Origin of the sequence: Streptomyces flavovariabilis (assembly GCF_000725785.1) — a bacterium.
Lineage (GTDB): Bacteria > Actinomycetota > Actinomycetes > Streptomycetales > Streptomycetaceae > Streptomyces > Streptomyces hawaiiensis.
Genome location: NZ_JNXD01000001.1, coordinates 597,013 through 617,634, shown reverse-complemented (window position 1 = coordinate 617,634; position 20,622 = coordinate 597,013). Strand labels below are relative to the sequence as shown.

Genomic DNA, 20,622 nt, shown 5'->3' with positions numbered 1-20,622 from the left:
CGTGCGTTCAACCCGGCAGGCCCGCCGCCAGCAGTTCCACGAAGCCGATGTCCTGGTTCGCCACGCCGAAAACCTCGGCACGCAGCAGGGTCCGCTCGGCCCAGGCCCGATGCGGCTTCACCTCGTTCATCTTGTTCGTGTACGCCGATCTCAGCACACCACCGCCGCCGCGCTCCGGGCGCAGGATGTCCTGGGCGTCCGAGAACTCCTCGTGGCTGACGACCGACAGGGCGTGCACGGGCAGCACGTGCGAGGGGTGGATGCAGGTCTTGCCCAGCAGTCCGTTGGCGTGGTCCAGGGAGATCTCCCTCAGCAGGCCGTCCATGGAGTGCTCAATCAGCTTCTCGCGCAGTTCCGCGGCCTGCACCTCCAGGAAGGGGCTCTGCCGCAGCAGCGGCTTGAACATGCGCTCCTGGACCCGGAAGTACTCCCACACCGGCCCGGTCACGGTGAAGCCGGTCCCGTCGGCGCGGCCCAGCATGTTCACCACGTCGGCGATCACGGAGGCGACGATCTGCACGTCGTAGGCCGTCATGTCGGGGCCTCTGCGCAGCCCGTAGGAGGAGCAGAAGTCCGTCACGCCGAGGCGCAGCGCGAGCACGCGGTCGCGGTACTTGTCGATCGCCCGGCTGATGCCCTCGAGGGTCTCCACGCGCGACTCCCGGTAGAGCAGCTCCGGGGACTCCAGCACCGGCATGGCGAAAAGACGACGGCCGCTTTCGGCCTCGGCGGTGGCCAGGGCCTCGAGGAAGGGGATGCCGCGTTCCTCGGTGAACTTGGGCAGCACGAATCCGGACAGCAGCCGGACGGCGGCGCCGAGGCGTCGTACGAGGTCGGGGATCTGCCCGGGGGTGCGCACCCGGATGAACAGCAGCGGCAGGTCGGCGTCCGGGAGGCCGTCGAGGGCCGTGAACTGGCGGACGAGGTTCTCCTCGCCGGGGCCGACGTCCGCGTCGTCGATCGAGTCCTCCAGGCACAGCACCATCGAGACCACGCCCCGCCCGGCCTGTTTGAGGATGTCGTCGGCCAGGTGCGGCCGGGTGGCCGGGCTGTACAGCGTGGCGCCCAGGGCGGCGGCGAGCAGCCGGGCCGGGGAGTCCGCGGTGAACGTGCACGGCTCGCGGTGGAAAAGGCGCTTCCGCCCCTCAGGGGCGACGTGCCCGAAATGACGCATGGAACTCCCCCGTGATGGTGGTGCGGCCTGCGAATCGTCGAAAGCTGGCCGGTAATAGTACGTAGAAGGCCGTGTCATAGGTTCCCGTCAGGCATGAATTTCAGGTAACGCGGGCAAGCACAGCCAGGCCCGGCCATGACGACGGTAGTCCGCGACGGCCGTCGGCGCCGCTCGTGACCGCGGCCCCCGCGTTGTCGTGAGCAGGACCGAGAAGGCAGGATGACCGCATGACGCACGCGATGTTGAAGGGGTCGAACGTCCCGCTGGAAGCCACCACGGTGCGCGCCGTGCTGCGCTGGACACCCGGGCAGGGGGTTCCGGACGTCGACGCCTCCGCGCTGCTCCTCGGCCCCGACGGTCGTGTGCGCTCCGACGAGGACTTCGTCTTCTACAACCAGCCCCGGCACCCGGCCGGGAAGGTGTGGCGGCTCGGCAAGAAGCGGGTCGCCGAGGGCCTGACCGACACGATCCAGACAGAGCTCACCGGTGTCGAGTCGGGAGTCAGCCGGATTCTGCTGGTCGCATCGGCGGACGGCGTGACGTTCGACCGCGTACAGGCGCTGCGCATTCTGCTGTACGACGCGGCGGGCCCGGGTGCCGAAGCGCTGGCGTACTTCGACGTCAAGCCGGAGACGGGCCAGGAGACCGCGCTGATCTGCGGCGAGCTGTACCGGCGCGGGGAGGGCTGGAAGTTCCGGGCGCTGGGCGAGGGCTATTCGAACGGGCTGCAGGGGCTCGCGACCGACTACGGCATCTCGGTGGACGAGTCGGAGGCGGCGGCGGAGCCGACCACGACCGTCCCGGCGCCGCCCACCACGAACACGCCCGCGCAGCCGACGACCGCCGGCCCCGCCCAGCAGTCTTCCGAGGCCTCCCTGCCGCTGCCCCCGGAGCAGCCGACCGCGGTGCCCGCACAGCCCGGGTACGGCTATCCGCCGCCGCAGCAGCCGCCGCCGACGCAGCCGGCGTACGGCTATCCGCAGCCCACCAGCCGGCCCGCGTACGGCTACCCCGCACCGGCCGCGGCGGGCGCCGCGGCCGCGCAGACCGGCTACGGCTACCCGCCGCCGGTCACCGCGGTGCCCGACCCGGACTTCCGGCTGCCCCCGCAGGGCCCGCAGTTCATCGGACGCTAGGCCCTGTCCGCGGACTCGGGGGCGGCGCCGCCGGGTTCCGCGGTCAGCGGTCGACCTTGGTCTTGTAGCCCCGCCCCCACTGCAGCCCCCACCCGTACAGCCGGTCGAGCTCGGCCTGGAAGCCGTAGACGAACTTCGCCTCGCGGCGGACGATGATCTCGTTCTTCACCTTCTCGATCATGACGACGGCGCAGGAGCGTGCCTGTGGCTGGCGCTCGTCGAGGTGGATCTCGATGCGGGGGCCGTTGCTCGGGTAGAGGGTGACGATGGCGTGGGCGCGGTCGAAGGCGGGCGTCTGGTCGTAGATGTAGACGAAGACCAGGAGCCGCTTGATGCTGTCGCGGTGGTCGAGGTTGATGTACATCGTCTCGCCGGACGCGGAGCCGAAGCGGTCGTCGCCGCTGAGCTTGACGTACGGCGCGGCGTTGGTCTCCCCGAGGTAGCCGCCGAGGGGCTGGACGACGCCCTTGCTGCCGTCCTGGAGCTCGTAGAGACAGCCGAGGTCGAGGTCGACGTTGACCATGCTCTGGCTGTGGCCGATGACCTCGGGGGGCTTGAGGGCCCGGAAAGGATGGCGCAGCAGGCTCTCGCGCTGGGAGCCGCCGAAGTCGGAGGTGCGCATCCGCCAGCTCAGGTTGACGCGCAGATGGCCGGTGGCCGCCCCCTGTTTGGTGAGTGATATCTGCGCGCGCCGCTTGGTCAGCTCGATCGCGTTGGTCGACGCGTCGCCCGAGTCGAACTGTGCCTCGCGGCCGCGCCGGAGTCCGTCGAACAGGCCCATTCCGCCCCCCACGTTCACTTGGAGACCGCAGGTCATCGCATTGCCCACGGCCCTTGACGACCGACGGGGCGGCCACCGAGGGTCACCTCGGTGGCCGCCCCGCACAGAGCGTTCCTCACCCGGAGGGGTGTCACACCCCGGACGAGACCTGAGTCTTCTCGTCCGAGCCGGACCCGCCCTCGGCCGCGGCGATGGCGCGGTTGCGGCGCACGGAGGACCAGAAGGAGGCGCCGATCAGGATGACGCCGATGGAGCCGGTGATGAACTCGTTGATCTCGTACTGGATGGTCACCAGGAGGACGGCGGCGAGGGCGCCGATGGCGTAGTGAGCGCCGTGCTCCAGGTAGACGTAGTCGTCCAGGGTGCCCTCGCGGACCAGGTACACGGTCAGGGACCGGACGTACATGGCGCCGATGCCCAGGCCGAGGGCCATCAGGACGATGTCGTTGGTGATGGCGAAGGCGCCGATCACTCCGTCGAAGGAGAAGGACGCGTCCAGGACCTCCAGGTACAGGAACATGAAGAACGCGGCCTTGCCGGCCAGCTTGACCGCCGACTTGGGCTTGCCTTCGCGCTCGGCCTTCTCCTCGGCCTCGTGCTCGCGCTCCTCCTCCTCCTCGAGCTTGTCCTCGAAGTAGCCGGAGAGGCCGCCGACGATCATGTAGGTGATCAGACCGGCGATGCCGGAGAGCAGGACGGTCTCCGCCTTGTCGGCGTGGGTGCCGCCGTGCTGGTGGGCGTTGGCGCCGAAGGTCAGCGCGGAGATCAGCAGGACGATCAGGGCGATGCAGACCGACAGCATGTCGACCTTGCCGAGCTTGGCCAGCGGGCGCTCCAGCCAGCCGAGCCACTTGATGTCCCGGTCCTCGAAGATGAAGTCCAGGAAGATCATCAGCAGGAACATGCCACCGAAGGCGGCGATCGACGGGTGGGCGTCGGTGACGTACTGCTGGTACTGGTCCTTGTCGGTGAGCGCGAGATCGACGGCCTCGATCGGCCCGAGCTGGGCGCTGAGCGCGACGATCACGACGGGGAAGACCAGCCGCATGCCGAAGACGGCGATCAGGATGCCGATCGTGAGGAAGATCTTCTGCCAGAAGGCATTCATCTTCTTCAGGATCCCGGCGTTGACCACCGCATTGTCGAAGGACAGCGAGATCTCGAGGACGGACAGGATCGCAACGACACCGAACGCGGTCCACCCTCCGTACAAGATCGCTGCGACCAGGCCGAGCGCGGTGACCGCGAACGACCACCCGAAGGTTTTCAGAACCACTGGCTACCCAATCGTGTGTGTACGGGGCTCCCCCGCGCCGTACCCGGCTTTACAAAACTTTGAATCGGAAGTCTAGTCGGCATCCTTCCGCGCCCCACGGGGCCCCGGATTTTGCTCATATCGCGTTATGAGACGTTGACCCCGAAGTCCAGCGCGATGCCCCGCAGCCCCGACGCGTACCCCTGCCCGACGGCCCTGAACTTCCATTCGCCCTGGTAGCGATAGAGCTCACCGAAGATCATCGCCGTTTCCGTGGAGGCGTCCTCGCTCAGGTCGTAGCGGGCGAGTTCCTGGCCGTCGGCCTGGTTGACCACCCGGATGAAGGCGTTGCTGACCTGGCCGAAGGTCTGGCCCCGCTCGTCGGCCATGTGGATGGAGACGGGGAACACGATCTTGTCGCACTGCGGCGGGACCTTGGGGAGGTCGATCAGGAGCGACTCGTCGTCGCCGTCGCCCTCGCCGGTGAGGTTGTCACCGGTGTGCTCGACCGAGCCGTCCGGGCTCTTGAGCTGGTTGTAGAAGACGAACCACTCGTCCCCGAGCACGCGCCCGCTGCTGCACATCAGGGCGCTGGCGTCGAGGTCGAAGGGGGCTCCGGTGGTGGAGCGCGCGTCCCAGCCGAGCCCGACCAACACCTGAGTGAGGTCCGGTGCGGCCTTGGACAGGGAGACATTGCCCCCCTTGGCGAGCGTGACGCCCATGATGCTGTCCCTCCCCTTGGGGCCACAGGCCCGGTGGTGTTACTGAGGTGGTCCTGCACGTCCGGCGCCGCACGTAAACCGTGCGGCGCCGGACAAGAAGACCTCCGGGCCCTGTCGCCGGGGCCCTTCAGTGGTTCAGACGTTCACGCCGAAGTCCTGCGCGATGCCGCGCAGGCCCGAGGCGTAGCCCTGGCCGATGGCGCGGAACTTCCACTCCGCGCCGTGCCGGTAGAGCTCACCGAAGACCATGGCGGTCTCGGTGGAGGCGTCCTCGCTCAGGTCGTAGCGGGCGATCTCGGCGCCGCCGGCCTGGTTCACGACGCGGATGAACGCGTTGCGCACCTGGCCGAAGGACTGCTGGCGGGTCTCGGCGTCGTAGATCGAGACCGGGAAGACGATCTTTTCCACGTCGGCCGGGACGGTGGCGAGGTTGACCTTGATCTGCTCGTCGTCGCCCTCGCCCTCACCGGTGAGGTTGTCACCGGTGTGCTCCACGGAGCCGTCCGGGGTCTTGAGGTTGTTGAAGAAGATGAAGTGCTGGTCGTTGCCGACCTTGCCGGAGTTGTTCAGCAGCAGCGCGCTGGCGTCCAGGTCGAAGTCCGTGCCGGTCGTGGTGCGGACGTCCCACCCCAGACCGATGATGACCGCGGTCAGGCCCGGCGCCTCCTTGGTCAGCGATACGTTGCCGCCCTTGCTGAGGCTGACTCCCACGAGTCCTCCATTGGTGTCCAGGGGCGGGGTGCCCCGTTGTGCTCGGATGTCGGATCAACGAGTCGATCCTAGTGACGGGTTCCCGCCCCTCGCAGGCCCTGGAGCCGACAATTCGGCGGGTGTCGAGCGCATGCCGCCCGACCGGCGTCACAGGGAGTCGAGCGCCTTCACGTAGTCGTTCAGGTCGCGCGCGTCCGGCAGGCCGTTGACGACGGTCCACCGCACGACACCCTCCTTGTCGATGACGAAGGTGCCGCGCACGGCGCAGCCCTTGTCCTCGTCGAAGACGCCGTAGGCCCGCGAGACGTTGCCGTGCGGCCAGAAGTCCGACAGCAGCGGGTACTCCAGGCCCTCCTGCTCGGCGAAGACGCGCAGGGTGTGGATGGAGTCGTTGGAGACGGCGAGCAGCTCGGTGTCGCGGTCGGAGAACTGCGGCAGGTTGTCGCGCAGCTCGCACAGCTCACCCGTGCACACGCCGGTGAAGGCGAAGGGGTAGAAGAGCAGCACCACGTTCTTCCGGCCCCGGAAGCCGGACAGCCGCACGGCCCTGCCGTGATTGTCCTTGAGCTCGAAGTCGGGGGCCTTCTCGCCGACCTGGATCGCCATCGCTGAGGGTGTCCCTTCATGGGGTTCTTCGGGGTGGGACCACCCTACGCAGGCACCGGCGCAGGCCGAGGGGCGGGCCGACGGCGTCGGCCCGCCCCGCCGTACGACTAACGCTTGGACTTGGCAGCCTTGGGCGTGGCCAGCCGGCTACCGCTCCAGTCCTTGCCGACGCTGACGCTCTTGGACGCCGTCAGACCCGCCGTGGTGGCGGCTTCCGAGATGTCGCTCGGCTCCACGTACCCCGAACGGCCGGTCTTCGGCGTCAGGAGCAGGATCGCGCCGCCCTCTTCGATGTACGTGGTGGCATCCACCAGCACATCCGTCAGGTCGCCGTCGTCGTCACGGAACCACAGCACAACGGCATCGGCCACGTCGTCATAGTCCTCGTCCACCAGGTCGGCCTCGATGATGCCCTCGATGGCCTTGCGGAGCTCCTGGTCCACGTCGTCGTCGTAGCCGATCTCCTGGACCACCTGCCCGGGCTGGAACCCCAGCCTGGCGGCAGGGTTCGTCCGCTCCTCCGCGTGGTCCGCGGTCGCGCTCACGGGTTGCCTCCTGATCATGTTTTGGGAATAACTCAGCCACGCGCGTGCGCGAAGCATTGGCCGTAGTCCACACGGGCGGGACGGATCGCGCAAGTACCCGGCCGTTCAGACCGCCGAAACGGTGACGATCCTGGCTGTGTCACCGCAACTCCTGGCACACCATCATGGTCCCAGGTGACGCACACCACACCTTTCTGCCCTGTTTGGGCGTTTGGGAATCGTCTGTGGGTACGAGACTCGAAGGTATTCGCCCCATACGTCACGGAGTCGATCTCACGTCTTGGTTACCGCTGGGTAGAGATGACGTTTCCCGGCCCCGAGGTGGACCATGGGAGCGGCGCGCCCCCCAGCGACGACGCCCCGGCGACGACAAGCGAAACAGCGGCCCTCGCAGGCCCTCTGACAGGTAAGGAACAGCGTGGCTTCCGCATCCGATCGCAACCCGATCATCATTGGCGGCCTTCCGAGTCAGGTTCCTGACTTCGATCCCGAAGAGACTCAGGAGTGGCTCGACTCCCTCGACGCCGCCGTCGACGAGCGCGGCCGGGAACGGGCCCGCTACCTGATGCTGCGGCTGATCGAGCGGGCCCGCGAGAAGCGCGTGGCCGTGCCGGAGATGCGCAGCACGGACTACGTCAACACCATCCCCACCAAGAGCGAGCCGTTCTTCCCGGGCAACGAGGAGATCGAGCGCAAGGTCCTGAACGCCACCCGCTGGAACGCGGCGGTGATGGTCTCCCGGGCCCAGCGCCCCGGCATCGGGGTCGGCGGCCACATCGCCACGTTCGCCTCCTCCGCCTCCCTCTACGACGTCGGCTTCAACCACTTCTTCCGCGGCAAGGACGAGGGTGACGGCGGCGACCAGGTCTTCTTCCAGGGCCACGCCTCCCCCGGCATCTACGCCCGCGCGTTCCTGCTGGACCGGCTGGGCGAGGAGCACCTGGACGGCTTCCGCCAGGAGAAGTCGAAGGCGCCGCACGGGCTGTCGTCGTACCCGCATCCGCGGCTGATGCCGGACTTCTGGGAGTTCCCGACGGTGTCGATGGGCCTCGGCCCGATCGGCGCGATCTACCAGGCGCGGATGAACCGCTACATGCACGCGCGCGGGATCGCCGACACCTCCAAGTCGCAGGTGTGGGCGTTCCTCGGCGACGGCGAGATGGACGAGCCGGAGTCGCTGGGCCAGCTGTCCATCGCCGCCCGGGAGGGCCTGGACAACCTGACTTTCGTCGTGAACTGCAACCTCCAGCGGCTCGACGGGCCGGTGCGCGGCAACGGGAAGATCATCCAGGAGCTGGAGTCGATCTTCCGGGGTGCCGGCTGGAACGTGATCAAGCTGGTCTGGGACCGCAGCTGGGACCCGCTGCTCGCCCAGGACCGTGACGGCGTGCTGGTCAACAAGATGAACACCACGCCGGACGGGCAGTTCCAGACGTACGCCACGGAGACCGGCTCGTACATCCGCGACCACTTCTTCGGTGACGACCACCGGCTGCGGGCGATGGTCGAGGGCATGACCGACGACCAGATCCTGCACCTGGGGCGCGGCGGTCACGACCACAAGAAGATCTTCGCGGCCTACAAGGCGGCCGCCGAGCACAAGGGCCAGCCCACGGTCATCCTCGCCAAGACGATCAAGGGCTGGACGCTGGGCCCGAACTTCGAGGGCCGCAACGCCACGCACCAGATGAAGAAGCTGACGGTCGACGACCTCAAGCGCTTCCGCGACCGCCTCCACCTGCCGATCCCGGACAAGGAGCTGGAGTCCGGCGTGCCGCCGTACTACCACCCGGGCCGGGACTCGGAGGAGATCCAGTACATGCACGACCGCCGCAAGTCGCTCGGCGGTTACGTCCCCACGCGCGTGGTCCGGTCCAAGCCGCTGGCGCTGCCCGAGGACAAGACGTACGCGACCGTGAAGAAGGGCTCGGGTCAGCAGTCCATCGCGACGACCATGGCCTTCGTGCGGCTCCTGAAGGACCTCATGCGGGACAAGGAGATCGGCAAGCGGTTCGTGCTGATCGCGCCGGACGAGTACCGCACGTTCGGCATGGACTCGTTCTTCCCGAGTGCGAAGATCTACAACCCGCTCGGCCAGCAGTACGAGTCGGTCGACCGCGATCTGCTGCTCGCCTACAAGGAGTCGCCGAACGGCCAGATGCTGCACGACGGCATCTCGGAGGCGGGCTGCACGGCGTCGCTGATCGCCGCCGGATCGGCCTACGCGACGCACGGCGAGCCGCTCATCCCGGTCTACGTCTTCTACTCGATGTTCGGTTTCCAGCGCACCGGCGACCAGTTCTGGCAGATGTCCGACCAGCTGGCGCGCGGTTTCGTGCTGGGCGCGACCGCCGGACGCACGACCCTGACCGGTGAGGGCCTCCAGCACGCCGACGGCCACTCGCAGCTGCTGGCCTCCACGAATCCGGGCTGCGTGGCGTACGACCCGGCCTTCGGCTTCGAGATCGCGCACATCGTCAAGGACGGCCTGCGCCGGATGTACGGCGGCTCCGAGGAGCACCCGCACGGCGAGGACGTCTTCTACTACCTGACCGTCTACAACGAGCCGATCCAGCACCCGGCCGAGCCGGAGAACGCGGACGTCGACGGCATCCTCAAGGGCCTCCACCGGTTCAGCGAGGGCACGGCCGGCTCGATCCCGGCGCAGATCCTGGCGTCCGGTGTCGCCGTGCCGTGGGCGGTCGAGGCGCAGAAGATCCTGGCCGAGGACTGGAACGTCAAGGCGGACGTCTGGTCGGCGACCTCCTGGAACGAGCTGCGGCGCGAGGCCGTGAGCTGCGAGGAGCACAACCTGCTGCACCCCGAGGAGGAGCAGCGGGTGCCGTACGTGACGCGGAAGCTCGCGGACGCGCAGGGGCCGGTCGTGGCCGTGTCCGACTGGATGCGGTCCGTTCCGGACCAGATCGCGCGCTGGGTGCCGCAGACGTACCAGTCGCTCGGCGCGGACGGCTTCGGCTTCGCCGACACGCGGGGCGCCGCCCGGCGCTTCTTCCACATCGACGCGCAGTCGATCGTGGTGGGGGTGCTGACGGAACTGGCCCGTGAGGGCAAGGTCGACCGCTCCGTGCTCAAGCAGGCCATCGACCGGTACCAGCTGCTCGACGTGTCGGCCGCCGACCCGGGGGCAGCGGGCGGCGACGCCTGACACGTCAAGCCCGGTCAAGGGGTGGTGCGCGTCACGGGTACACCGTGGGCGCACCACCCCTTCACTTTTCCTACGATGCGACGATGCAGCAGCACTCGGCCCAGCTCCGGTGGGAACAGCACACACAACGGCCCCTCTTCGCCCTGGCCCTGGCCTTCGCCGTCGCCTACGCCGTGCCGATCGTCCGGCCGGACGCGGGCCGGGATGTGGTCCGGCTGTGCTCGGCGGTCGAGTGGGTGGTGTGGGCCGCGTTCGCCCTCGACTACGCCGTACGCCTGGTACTCGCGCCGAACCGGCCGGCCTTCGTACGGACGCACTGGCTGGACCTGGGGGCGGTGCTGCTGCCGATGCTTCAGCCGCTGCGCCTGCTGCGGCTGGTGTCGACGCTGCTGCTCGTCGGGCAGCGGGCGCGGATGGCCTCGCAGATCAGGCTGACGACGTATGTCGTGGGTGCCGTGGTCGGGCTGCTGATGTTCGGGTCCCTGGCCGTGCTGTCGGTGGAGCGGGACTCTCCGGACGGGAACATCAGGACGCTGGGTGACGCGGTGTGGTGGTCCTTCACGACGATGACGACCGTGGGGTACGGGGACCACGCGCCGACCACCGGGCTGGGGCGGATGCTGGCGGTCGGGCTGATGCTGTCCGGGATCGCGCTGCTCGGTGTGGTGACGGCGAACATCGCCGCCTGGTTCATCGCACGGTTCGAGAAGGACGACGTCGAGGAGCGGCGGCAGACCGAGGCGATACGGGAGCTGACCGAGGAGGTGCGGGCGCTGCGGGGGGAGGTGGCGGCGCTCAAGGGGACAGCGGTCGAGTAGCGCGGGGCACACAGGTGGGCCCCCGGTACATCGCCGGGGGCCCTTTCCCATGCCGCGCTCGGGTCAGAACATTCCGATGCCCGGTGTGGCCGCTCCGGACAGCCAGATGATGGCCAGGAGCGTGTCGATGGCGCCCAGGACCAGGGCGACCACGGCCGCGGTGGGGCGCGAGCCCGACCACGCGCGGCCCATGGCGAGCCAGCCGCAGACCATCGCGGCGGGACCGAGAACGATCCCCAGCACGAAGAAGCCTGCAACGGCGCAGATGACTCCGATGAGTCCGAGCGTCGCGCGATCCGTCCCGGTCCGTGACCACGTCCGGCCACGTGAGCGGGGGTGCCTGCGCGTACCGTGTCCGAAGCTCGCCATCATCAACTCCCGTAAACCCTCGGTCGGTTGGGTTCTATTCGGGTACGACATGACGAGTACCCCGTACTCGCGCTTCAATCCCGCTGCCTGCGCGCCGCCCCCCTCCGGCAGCGCGCCGCAGCGTTCACCCTCCATGCCCTGCGGAGGACTTGACCCACTGTGACCTGCGGCGCGTGCCGAAGGGGAGGGTTCGGCGGCTGCCTTCACCCTGATAGGCGAACGAGCCGCCGGGGAGCGTCAGATGTGCGCCGCTCCCGCACCGGCCTGCGCGTTCTCACCGCGCTTGGTGAGGAACGCGACGAACACGGCGACGGCCGCCACGCCTGCGGCGGTCAGGGAGGCCAGGCTCATGCCGTCGATGAACGTGGTGTGCGCGACCTCGGTGATCTTCGCGGCGATCTGCTCGGGCGTGCCCTCGGGCACCGGGGCGCTGCCCTGCTGGACGGCCAGCGCGGCCTGCTCGGACTGGGCCGGGGTGAGCGGCGGCAACCCCGCGTCCGCCCAGTTGCCGGCGAGTTCGCTGTCGACCTTGGAGGCCATGACCGCGCCCAGCACGGCCGTACCCAGGCTGCCACCGATCTGCATCGCGGCCTGCTGGAGACCGCCGGCGACACCGGAGAGCTCCATCGGCGCATTGCCCACGATGACTTCCGTGGCCCCGACCATGACGGGTGCGAGGCCGAGGCCCAGCAGGGCGAACCAGACGGACATGACGCCGCTGCCCGTGTGTGCGTCCAGCGTGGACATCCCGTACATGGCGATCGCGGTGAACGCCATGCCGCCGGCCAGCGGGATGCGCGGGCCGAACTTGGTGATCATCACGCCGGCGAGCGGGGAACCGACGATCATCATGCCGGTGAGCGGCAGCAGGTGCAGACCGGCGTCGATCGGGCTCATCCCGTGCACGTTCTGAAGGTAGAACGTCACGAAGAACAGGCCGCCCATGAAGGCGATGGCCATCAGGACCATAAGGACGACACCCGCCGACAGCGGGACGGAGCGGAACAGCCCCAGCGGGATCAGCGGCTCCTTCACCTTCGTCTCCCAGACGGCGAAGAGCCCGAAGCCGACGACCGAGGCGACGATGAACGCCCAGGTCTTCAGATCGCCCCAGCCCCACTCAGGGGCCTTGATCAGGGCCCACACGAGGCAGAACATCGCCGCGGACAGCAGGACGATGCCGAGGATGTCGAAGGAGCGCGGGGCGTTCTCGGCGCGGTGGTCGAGCAGGATCCAGACACCGAGGATGACGGCGAGGATCCCGACCGGCACGTTGATGAAGAACACCGACTGCCAGTTGACGTGCTCGACGAGCACGCCGCCGAGGATCGGGCCGCCCGCGGTGGACGCGCCGATGACCATGCCCCAGATGCCGATGGCCATGTTCAGCTTCTCGGCCGGGAAGGTGGCCCGCAGCAGACCGAGCGCGGCCGGCATCAGCAGGGCGCCGAAGAGCCCCTGGAAGACGCGGAAGACGATGACGGCCGTGATGCCCTTGGACAGCCCGATGGCGGCCGAGGAGGCGGCGAAGCCCGCCACACCGATGAGGAACGTCTGCCGGTGACCGAACCGGTCACCGAGCTTGCCCGCGGTGATCAGGGAGACCGCGAGGGCGAGGAAGTAGGCGTTGGTGATCCACTGGAGATCCGACCATGAGGCCCCCAGGTCCTTGCCTATCGCCGGGTTGGCTATGGCCACGATGGTGCCGTCGAGGGCCACCATCATGACCCCCACAGCGACGGTGATGAGGGTGAGCCAGGGGTGCCCTCGCAGGCCCTTGCCCGGCGCCGCGCCCGACGGCGACGCCGGCACCCTGCCCCCCGACCCCGTCGTGTCGATGGTGGTCTGACTAGTCATACCGCGAGGCTAGTGACAGCCACTGACAAATGACAAACCAATTCACTAGTCGGTAACTGACATGACATCCCCGTATAGCCTGAACTGGGAGAACACGTCAGACGAGAGGCATGTCTTGAACCTGCGCGAACGCAAGAAACGGCGCACCCGGGACGCACTGCTGCGGGCCGCGCTGGAACTGTTCGCCACGCGCGGGTACGAGGAGACGACCGTCGACGACATCGCCGCCGCCGTGGACGTCTCGCAGCGCACCTTCTTCCGCTACTTCGCCGGCAAGGAGGAGACGGCGTTCTTCGTGCCGCGCCTGGCGGAGACACTCGTCGTCGAGGCCCTGCGCACGCGCCCGCCCGGCGAGGCGCCGCTGGAGGCGCTGCGCCGGGCCGTGCTGGAGAGCTGGGACGCGATCAACGAGGCCGTCGAGGAGCTCGTGCCGATCGAGCTCCACCTGCGCGTCTACCGGGTGATCGAGTCGACGCCCGCCCTGCTCGCCGCGCATCTGCGGCGGTCGGCGGAACTGGAGGAGCAGCTCGCGGGCATCATCGCCGAGCGCGAGGGGCTCGACGTGAACGCGGATCCCCGGCCGAGGATCGTCGTGGCCCTCTTCGGCGGGGTGATTCGCGTCACCGAGCGGCTGTGGTCCGCGGGGGACGACCTGAGCCTCGACGGAATGCGCGAACTCACCACCACATACCTGGATCAGGTGGGTCCCGCACTGGCCGGGAACTGGCGTGCGGAGGGGTCCCCTTAGCGCATCCACCGAAACGTGATCCCGGTCACTTGGTTAACGCGAGACCCTCTCGTTCTCCTAGTGTGTCCTTTCAGTGACTTCCTTCGACACCTCCCCGCAACTGAACGTCTGGCGCGCACTGCTCGCTCTGGCCGTCGTGTTCGTGATGCTGGCGACCTCCGGCTGGACGGCCCTGCGCAACCAGCGGGGCGACACACCGCTGCAGGCCTCGCTCTCCGCCTGGGAGCACGGCCGGATCGGCGGTCACCGGCTGCCGGACCCGCAGTCCGAGCCGACGAGGCTGGCCCGCTTCTTCGCCTCCCTCACCGAGCAGGACCGCACGAGCCTGGTCCGCAAGTACTCGCTCGCGGTGGGCAACATGAACGGCGCGCCGGTCGAGCTGCGCTACCGCGCCAACCACCTCGCGCTGACCAAGGCGCGCAAGGTCGAGCGGGAACGCATGCACGACAAGCGCCTCACCCCGGCCGGGAAGCACGAGGCGGGCCGCAGGATGCACCGCTTCGAGGACCTCATGGAGAAGGGCCGTCGCATCCTGGCCTTCGACCCGGAGGGCTCGGGCCGGGTGGCGGAGGTCTTCGGCGACCTGCGCAGGGCGGAACGGGTCTCGGTCGTCGTCCCCGGCGTCGACACCGACCTGCTCACCTTCCAGCGCACCCACCGCAAGTACGCGGCGCCCGTCGGCATGGCCAAGTCCCTGTACGCGGCCGAGCTGCAGGTGAGCCCCTCGACCCGTACGGCCGTGATCGCCTGGGCCGACTACACGGCGCCCAGCGGACTCGGCATCGACTCGGCCACGGCGATGCGCGCCAAGGACGGTGCCGTACGGCTGAACGCGCTGGTGCGGTCGCTGCCGGGCGACTCGCCGGTCTCGCTGTTCTGCCACAGCTACGGCTCCGTGGTGTGCGGCGTCGCCGCGCACGAGCTGCCGGGCCGGGTGTCCGACATCGCGGTGGCCGGCAGCCCCGGCATGCGCGTCGAGAAGGCGGCCCAGCTGCACACCACCGCCCGGGTGTGGGCGATGCGGGACTCCGACGACTGGATCCAGGACGTGCCCTACCTGGAGGTCGGCGGGCTGGGCCACGGAGCCGACCCCGTGTCCGCCGGGTTCGGGGCGCGGGTGCTGTCGGCGGCGGGCGCGAAGGGGCACGCGGGCTACTTCGAGCCCGGGACGGCAAGTCTGTTCAATTTCGCAGAGATCGGCGTTGGCGCATACCGCTCGGTGCACTGCGCGCACGAAGACGGCGTCTGCCGTACCGGTTTGTCCGGCACGGCGGCGGCCTGACGCGCGTAGAGGCGAAGGAATTGCGGTCTGCTCGGGAGGGGGACGGAGGAGCGCGTGCCGCATACGATGAGCCGCATGGGTGACGTACTGGCCGGATTTCATGCCGCCTGGGAGTTCGAGTCCGACTCCGTGCTCATCCGCTACGAACGGGGGATTCGAACACCCAAACTCTTCCAGGCCCTCGGGGAACGTCGTGTGCCCCTGGAGGCGATCGCCGGAGTGACGCTGACCCGCGGCAAGCGCGGCACGGTCGTGCTGCGCGTCGAGCCGCGCCCCGGGGCGGACCCCTTGATGGAGGCGGCCGCCGGACAGCTGAAGGAGAGCGGCGACCCCTACCGGCTGGTGCTGCCCGCCGAGCGGGAGGTCCTCGCGGAGTACTACGCCGACGAACTGCGGACCCTGCTGACGGAGTCCGGGCCGGCGGACCGGTTCCTGGTGGAGCCGCCGAAGGGCCCATTGTCCTTCAAGGCGTACGACGGCAAGGCGACCTTCGACGGACGGACCGTGAACTTCCGGTGGTTCTGGACGGGGGCGTCGTCGGCGAAGTGGAAGGCCGGCGACCAGAGCTTCTCCGTCGGGGAGCTGAACGGGGTGGAGTGGCGGTCGCCGGAGGTGTTCGAGGGCCATATGCGTCTGCTGCGGCGGGACATGGGAGAGGCCGCCGCGCAGGCGGATCAGGATCCGGCCGCGGTGGTGTTCGGGCTGGGGTACGGGCCGGTGCACGAGTCACTGCCGTTCGCCGCGGCGGTGTTGGCGGCGGTGCGCACGTCCGCTCCGGTGGCGGCCGTGTCTGCGGCCGGGCCGCGCCGTGATCCTGCGGACATCGCCGAGCGGATTCGGCATCTCGGGGAACTGCACCAGGCCGGGTTGGTGACGGATGAGGAGTTCTCCGTCAAGAAGGCCCAGTTGCTGTCGGAGCTCTAGCGTCTGCGGGTTACTGCGCGCCGGCGGGTGCGGGTCGTGTGTGGCCGGTCGCGCAGTTCCCCGCGCCCCTAGGGGCGCTTCACTACTCCCGGCCTGCGGAGGTGAAGGTCATGTCCGCGTAGCGGTTGCCCGCCACCTGGGCCGCTATGCCGTCCAGCAGGTCCAGTTGCTCGTCGGTCAGCACGATCCTGGTCGCCGCCGTGTTCTCTTCCACCCTGCCGGGCTTGCGGGTGCCCGGGATCGGGACGACCGGCAGGTCGTGGATCGCCGCCTGCTGCTGGGTCCAGGCCAGGGCTGTCTGACCGAGGGTCGCGTCGTGGGCCTCGGCCACCGAGCGGATCAGCTCCAGCAGGGTCGCGTTCGCCGTGGCGTTCTGTCCCGTGAAACGGGGCTGCTGGCGGCGGAAGTCACCGGCGCTCAGGTCCTGGTCGGCGTTGGTGAAGGAGCCGGTGAGGAAGCCCCGGCCGAGGGGTGAGTACGCGACGAGGGCCACGCCCAGGTCACGGGCCGCGGGAACGACGTGCGTCTCGATGTCGCGGCTGAACAGCGACCACTCCGACTGCACGGCGGCGATGGGGTGGACGGCGTGGGCGGCACGCAGTTCGTCGGCCGTGACCTCGCTCAGGCCGAGGTGCTTGACCTTGCCCTCGCGGACCAGGTCGGCCATGGTGCCGACGCTCTCCTCGATCGGCACGTTCACATCACGCCGGTGCATGTAGTAGAGGTCGATGACATCGACGTCCAGGCGCTTCAGGCTCGCCTCGACGGCCTGGCGGATGTAGGGCGGGTCGTTGCGGATGACCCGGCGCGTCGGGTCGTCCGGGGGGATCGACAGGGCGAACTTGGTCGCGATGACGACCTCGTCGCGGTGGGCCTTGAAGAACGGCGACAGGAACCGCTCGTTCTCGCCGGCGCCGTACGCGTCGGCCGTGTCGTAGAAGGTGACGCCGAGTTCGAGCGCCCGTTCCAGGGTGGCCCGGGAGGCGTCCGCGTCCGAGGGGCCGTAGCCGAAGCTCATGCCCATGCAGCCGAGGCCCTGGACGCTCACCTCGGGGCCGTGGTCGCCGAGCCTCGTCGTCGTGATCTTGCCGTCCGTCATCGGGACCTCTCCGACGCCAGGGCACGCCCGGCGTCCGCGTAGAAACTGATCTTCCGGTCGAGCACGGCGAGCGTGCCCCGGAGTTCGTCGATCCTGGCCAGGACGTCCTCGCGGGTCGTCTTCAGCAGCTCGAAGCGCTCGCCGTAGGTGTGGTCGCCCTCGCGCACCAGTTCCGCGTACCGCACCATGTCCGCGACCGGCATGCCCGTCAGGCGGAGCTTGCCGACCAGGTCGAGCCAGTCGAGGTCGCGGTTGGTGTAGCGGCGCTGACCGGTGTGGGACCGGTCGATGTGCGGCATCAGCCCGATGCGCTCGTACCAGCGCAGGGTGTGTGCCGTCAGGCCGGTGAAGGCGACGACCTCGCTGATCGTGTAGTGGTCGTCGCCGTCCGGGCGCCGGTTCTGCTGCAGTGTCGGGCCGGCGCAGGTATCGGTCCTGGTCCCCGTGGTCTCCATCACCGTCATGGCCCCAACGCTAGAACCCTGGAGTGCACTCCAAGCAAGCGCCGACGGTAAGAAACCGGCAGGACTACTACGTCTCCCCCGGGTTCCGGCCCAGGCCCGACCCCTTGCCGGAGCTCGCACTCCGAGCGCATAGGCTCGCACGCATGTCGCTGAAGAGCCTCGCGCTGATCGAGAACTGGCCGGTTCCCACCGCTGCGGCGGGTGTCGTACGGGCGGACGGCACCGTCCTCGGCACCCACGGCCCGGCCGGGCGGCGGTTCCCGCTCGCCTCGGTGACCAAGCCGCTGGCCGCCTACGCGGTGCTCGTCGCGTACGAGGAGGGGGCCGTCGAGTTCGACGAGCCGGCGGGTCCCACCGGGTCGACGGTCCGGCACCTGCTCGCGCACACCTCGGGCCTCGCCTTCGACGAGCACAGGGTGACGGCCCCGCCCGGGGAGCGGCGGCTGTACTCCAACGCCGGCTTCGAGCAGCTCGGCGACCACGTCGTGAAGGCGACCGACATCCCGTTCGCCGAGTACCTGCGGCAGGCCGTGCTGGAGCCGCTGGGCATGACCTCGACGACCCTGGAGGGTTCTCCGGCCAAGGACGGGGTCTCGACGGTGGAGGACCTGCTGCGGTTCGCGGCCGAGGTGCAGGCGCCAAGGCTGCTGGACCCGCGTACGGTCGCCGAGGCGATGACCGTGCACTACCCGGGCACCAAGGGCGTCCTGCCGGGATACGGCCACCAGAACCCCAACGACTGGGGGCTCGGCTTCGAGATCCGCGACTCCAAGTCGCCGCACTGGACGGGCTCGTCGTCCTCACCGCGCACGTTCGGGCATTTCGGGCAGTCGGGTACGTTCCTGTGGATCGACCCGGACGCGGGCGCGGCCTGCGTGGCGCTGACGGACCGGGCGTTCGGCCCGTGGGCGATCGAGGCGTGGCCGGCGTTCACGGACGCGGTGCGCGCGGAGCTCTAGAAGAGGCCGGGGCCTCTAGGTCATCTCCCAGATCAGCAGCTCCGCCTCGGTCACGCACTCGGTCTCCAGGCCCTCGGCGTCCGTGATCCGGGCCGCGTCACCGGCGCCCAGTTCCTCACCGTCCAGGCGGACGTCACCGCGTACGACATGCACGTACGCGTACGCCCCGTCCGGCACCGCCGTCCGTTCCCCGGGCCCGAGGCGCCGCACGTGCAGCATCGCTCCGGCCTCCGGGACGGCGTAGGGCGTGGAGTCGGCGATGCCGTGGACGACCTCGTAGAAGGGGTCGCCGCCGGGCCGGAGCGGGGCCAGCCACATCTGGACGAAGGTCAGGGGCTCCGGGCCGTCGTTGCGCTCCACGTGCCGCACCCCGCCCGCCGAGCTGAGCCGCTGCACATCGCCGTGCCGTACGACCGACTCGTGCCCGGTGGAGTCCCGGTGGGTCAGCTCGCCCCGCACCACCCAGGTCACGATCTCGGTGTGGCTGTGCCGGTGCTCGTCGAAGCCGGCCCCGGGCGCCAGCCGCTCCTCGTTGCACGCGAGCACCGCGCCGAAGCGGAGGTTGTCCGGGTCGTAGTGGGGGCCGAAGGAGAAGGCGTGCCACGTCTCGATCCCTGCGGCCGAATCCCCTCCGGGGTAGCGCTCGCCCGCGCGCCTCACGTCCATCACGGAGTCCACCGTAGACCCGGCGGCCCACCTTCCCGTCCGGATAAGGCAGTCTTGTCCCGTGCCCGAACCCGAAACCAGTAAGAACGAAGCCGCAGTCCACGACGTCCATCCGCATGCCGCGACGCTGAAGCGGCTGGAGAAGTCGTCCGGATCGCTCGCCGCGCAGGCCATCGCGCGGATGGACGAGACGCTGCCCTGGTACCGGGCCATGCCCCCGGAGAACCGTTCCTGGATCGGTCTGGTCGCGCAGGCGGGCATCGCCGCGTTCACCGAGTGGTTCCGGCGTCCGGAGGCCCCGCAGGCCATCTCCACCGACGTGTTCGGCACGGCGCCGCGCGAGTTGACCCGGGCGATCACACTGCGCCAGACCGTGGAGATGGTGCGCACCACCATCGAGGTCATGGAGAGCGCGATCGACGAGGTGGCGGCGCCCGGTGACGAGCGCCTCCTGCGTGAGGCGCTGCTCGTCTACGCTCGGGAGATCGCCTTCGCAACGGCCCAGGTGTACGCGCAGGCCGCCGAGGCACGCGGCGCCTGGGACGCCCGGCTGGAGTCCCTGGTCGTGAACGCCGTGCTCAGCGGCGAGGCCGACGAGGGGGCCGTGTCGCGGGCCGCCGCCCTCGGCTGGAACTCGCCCGAGCACGTGTGCGTGGTGCTCGGCACGGCCCCCGACGGGGACAGTGAGCTGACCGTCGAGGCCATACGGCGCGCGGCCCGGCATGCCAAGCTCCAGGTGCTCACCGGGGTGCTCGGCGACCGGCTCGTCGTCATCGCGGGCGGCAGCGACAACCCGCTGGCCGTCGCCAAGTCGCTCATCGGCCCGTTCGCGGCCGGGCCGGTCGTGGCGGGCCCGGTGGTGCCGGACCTGCTGGCCGCGACCCGGTCCGCGCAGGCCGCCGCGGCCGGGCTGAAGGCGTGTTCCGCCTGGCAGGACGCCCCGCGCCCGGTCCTGGCGGACGATCTGCTCCCGGAGCGGGCGATGGCCGGGGACCCCTCGGCCCGTGAGCAACTGGTGGAGGAGATCTACAGACCGCTGGAGGAGGCCGGGGCCGCGCTCCTGGAGACCCTCAGTGTCTATCTCGAACAGGCGAGCAGTCTCGAGGGCGCCGCCCGGATGCTGTTCGTCCACCCCAACACCGTCCGCTACCGGCTTCGACGTGTGACTGACGTCACCGGCTGGTCACCCTCCGATGTACGCTCTGCGTTCACACTGCGGGTCGCGCTGATCCTGGGGCGTCTGGTCGATGGAGATCTCCAGCCCTAGGGTTTTGTCGGGGCTCGACAAAACCCCCCCGTGTTCTTCGTCCCTGTCCCCACGGGCGGCCGTGCCCGTTCCC

Annotated in this window: 20 protein-coding genes; 8 read left to right on the top strand and 12 right to left on the bottom strand. The window is 69.4% G+C overall.

Translation table 11 applies throughout. The features are described from left to right. Window positions 1-7: 7 nt before the first annotated feature. Window positions 8-1,174, bottom strand: a complete 1,167-nt coding sequence (locus tag IO24_RS0102710; RefSeq protein ID WP_031131341.1) for an HpcH/HpaI aldolase/citrate lyase family protein — start codon at window positions 1,172-1,174, stop codon at window positions 8-10. Between the two features lie 227 nt (window positions 1,175-1,401). On the opposite strand from IO24_RS0102710, the gene IO24_RS0102705 reads away from it, so the two are divergent. Then, window positions 1,402-2,310 carry a TerD family protein gene (locus IO24_RS0102705; protein ID WP_031131338.1) on the top strand — a complete coding sequence of 303 codons (909 nt, stop codon included), beginning with the start codon at window positions 1,402-1,404 and terminating at the stop codon, window positions 2,308-2,310. Window positions 2,311-2,353: 43 nt separating this feature from the next. On the opposite strand, the gene IO24_RS0102700 is transcribed toward IO24_RS0102705, so the two are convergent. The 6 genes from IO24_RS0102700 to IO24_RS0102675 all read right to left on the bottom strand — a co-directional run bounded on the left by IO24_RS0102700 (window position 2,354) and on the right by IO24_RS0102675 (window position 6,930). Continuing rightward, the gene (locus tag IO24_RS0102700) at window positions 2,354-3,091 is read right to left on the bottom strand and encodes a TerD family protein (protein WP_031131336.1); all 738 of its coding nucleotides are present in this window, start codon (window positions 3,089-3,091) and stop codon (window positions 2,354-2,356) included. Between the two features lie 130 nt (window positions 3,092-3,221). Continuing rightward, entirely contained in the window at window positions 3,222-4,367 is a 1,146-nt protein-coding gene (locus IO24_RS0102695) for a DUF475 domain-containing protein (RefSeq protein ID WP_031131334.1), read from the bottom strand. 125 nt (window positions 4,368-4,492) lie between these two features. After that, window positions 4,493-5,068, bottom strand: coding sequence for a TerD family protein (locus IO24_RS0102690; RefSeq protein ID WP_031131331.1), 576 nt, complete (start codon window positions 5,066-5,068; stop codon window positions 4,493-4,495). A 135-nt stretch (window positions 5,069-5,203) separates the two neighbouring features. Beyond that, window positions 5,204-5,779, bottom strand: a complete 576-nt coding sequence (locus tag IO24_RS0102685) for a TerD family protein (RefSeq protein ID WP_031131329.1) — start codon at window positions 5,777-5,779, stop codon at window positions 5,204-5,206. A gap of 147 nt (window positions 5,780-5,926) precedes the next feature. Further along, the gene (locus IO24_RS0102680) at window positions 5,927-6,385 is read right to left on the bottom strand and encodes a peroxiredoxin (RefSeq protein ID WP_031131327.1); all 459 of its coding nucleotides are present in this window, start codon (window positions 6,383-6,385) and stop codon (window positions 5,927-5,929) included. Between the two features lie 107 nt (window positions 6,386-6,492). After that, a complete protein-coding gene (locus tag IO24_RS0102675) occupies window positions 6,493-6,930 on the bottom strand; it encodes a DUF3052 domain-containing protein (protein WP_031131325.1) in 438 nt (145 codons plus the stop codon). A 418-nt stretch (window positions 6,931-7,348) separates the two neighbouring features. On the opposite strand from IO24_RS0102675, the gene aceE reads away from it, so the two are divergent. Together aceE and IO24_RS0102665 are read left to right on the top strand one after the other, a co-directional pair. Next, window positions 7,349-10,096, top strand: a complete 2,748-nt coding sequence (gene aceE / locus IO24_RS0102670) for a pyruvate dehydrogenase (acetyl-transferring), homodimeric type (protein ID WP_031131323.1) — start codon at window positions 7,349-7,351, stop codon at window positions 10,094-10,096. 83 nt (window positions 10,097-10,179) lie between these two features. Further along, entirely contained in the window at window positions 10,180-10,914 is a 735-nt protein-coding gene (locus IO24_RS0102665; RefSeq protein WP_031131320.1) for a potassium channel family protein, read from the top strand. Window positions 10,915-10,977: 63 nt separating this feature from the next. Here IO24_RS0102665 and IO24_RS0102660 read toward each other — a convergent pair whose 3' ends face one another. Together IO24_RS0102660 and IO24_RS0102655 are read right to left on the bottom strand one after the other, a co-directional pair. Next, the gene (locus IO24_RS0102660) at window positions 10,978-11,286 is read right to left on the bottom strand and encodes a hypothetical protein (protein WP_031131318.1); all 309 of its coding nucleotides are present in this window, start codon (window positions 11,284-11,286) and stop codon (window positions 10,978-10,980) included. 234 nt (window positions 11,287-11,520) lie between these two features. Then, entirely contained in the window at window positions 11,521-13,140 is a 1,620-nt protein-coding gene (locus IO24_RS0102655) for an MFS transporter (protein ID WP_031131316.1), read from the bottom strand. Window positions 13,141-13,201: 61 nt separating this feature from the next. On the opposite strand from IO24_RS0102655, the gene IO24_RS0102650 reads away from it, so the two are divergent. The 3 genes from IO24_RS0102650 to IO24_RS0102640 all read left to right on the top strand — a co-directional run bounded on the left by IO24_RS0102650 (window position 13,202) and on the right by IO24_RS0102640 (window position 16,094). Then, complete coding sequence (locus tag IO24_RS0102650; protein WP_045295818.1) at window positions 13,202-13,888, top strand: TetR family transcriptional regulator; 687 nt, start codon at window positions 13,202-13,204, stop codon at window positions 13,886-13,888. Window positions 13,889-13,961: 73 nt separating this feature from the next. Then, window positions 13,962-15,170, top strand: coding sequence for an alpha/beta hydrolase (locus IO24_RS0102645; protein ID WP_031131312.1), 1,209 nt, complete (start codon window positions 13,962-13,964; stop codon window positions 15,168-15,170). A 66-nt stretch (window positions 15,171-15,236) separates the two neighbouring features. Beyond that, window positions 15,237-16,094: a DUF4429 domain-containing protein gene (locus tag IO24_RS0102640; protein WP_037667078.1), complete on the top strand. Its 858-nt coding sequence runs from the start codon at window positions 15,237-15,239 to the stop codon at window positions 16,092-16,094. Between the two features lie 82 nt (window positions 16,095-16,176). Here the strand turns inward: IO24_RS0102640 and IO24_RS0102635 are convergent, their stop codons facing one another. After that, complete coding sequence (locus IO24_RS0102635) at window positions 16,177-17,193, bottom strand: aldo/keto reductase (RefSeq protein ID WP_031131308.1); 1,017 nt, start codon at window positions 17,191-17,193, stop codon at window positions 16,177-16,179. Then, the gene (locus tag IO24_RS0102630) at window positions 17,190-17,657 is read right to left on the bottom strand and encodes a MerR family transcriptional regulator (RefSeq protein WP_031131307.1); all 468 of its coding nucleotides are present in this window, start codon (window positions 17,655-17,657) and stop codon (window positions 17,190-17,192) included. The genes IO24_RS0102635 and IO24_RS0102630 overlap by 4 nt, the downstream gene beginning before the upstream one ends. A 143-nt stretch (window positions 17,658-17,800) precedes the next feature. Here IO24_RS0102630 and IO24_RS0102625 point away from each other — a divergent pair, with 143 nt between their 5' ends. Next, window positions 17,801-18,616: a serine hydrolase domain-containing protein gene (locus IO24_RS0102625; RefSeq protein ID WP_031131305.1), complete on the top strand. Its 816-nt coding sequence runs from the start codon at window positions 17,801-17,803 to the stop codon at window positions 18,614-18,616. 15 nt (window positions 18,617-18,631) lie between these two features. Here IO24_RS0102625 and IO24_RS0102620 read toward each other — a convergent pair whose 3' ends face one another. After that, window positions 18,632-19,282 (bottom strand): pirin family protein, encoded by a 651-nt coding sequence (locus IO24_RS0102620; RefSeq protein WP_031131303.1) that lies wholly within the window; start codon window positions 19,280-19,282, stop codon window positions 18,632-18,634. A gap of 61 nt (window positions 19,283-19,343) precedes the next feature. Between IO24_RS0102620 and fasR the strand changes: the two genes are divergently transcribed. Next, window positions 19,344-20,549 (top strand): fatty acid biosynthesis transcriptional regulator FasR, encoded by a 1,206-nt coding sequence (gene fasR / locus IO24_RS0102615; RefSeq protein ID WP_031131302.1) that lies wholly within the window; start codon window positions 19,344-19,346, stop codon window positions 20,547-20,549. The last annotated feature ends 73 nt before the right edge of the window (window positions 20,550-20,622 follow it).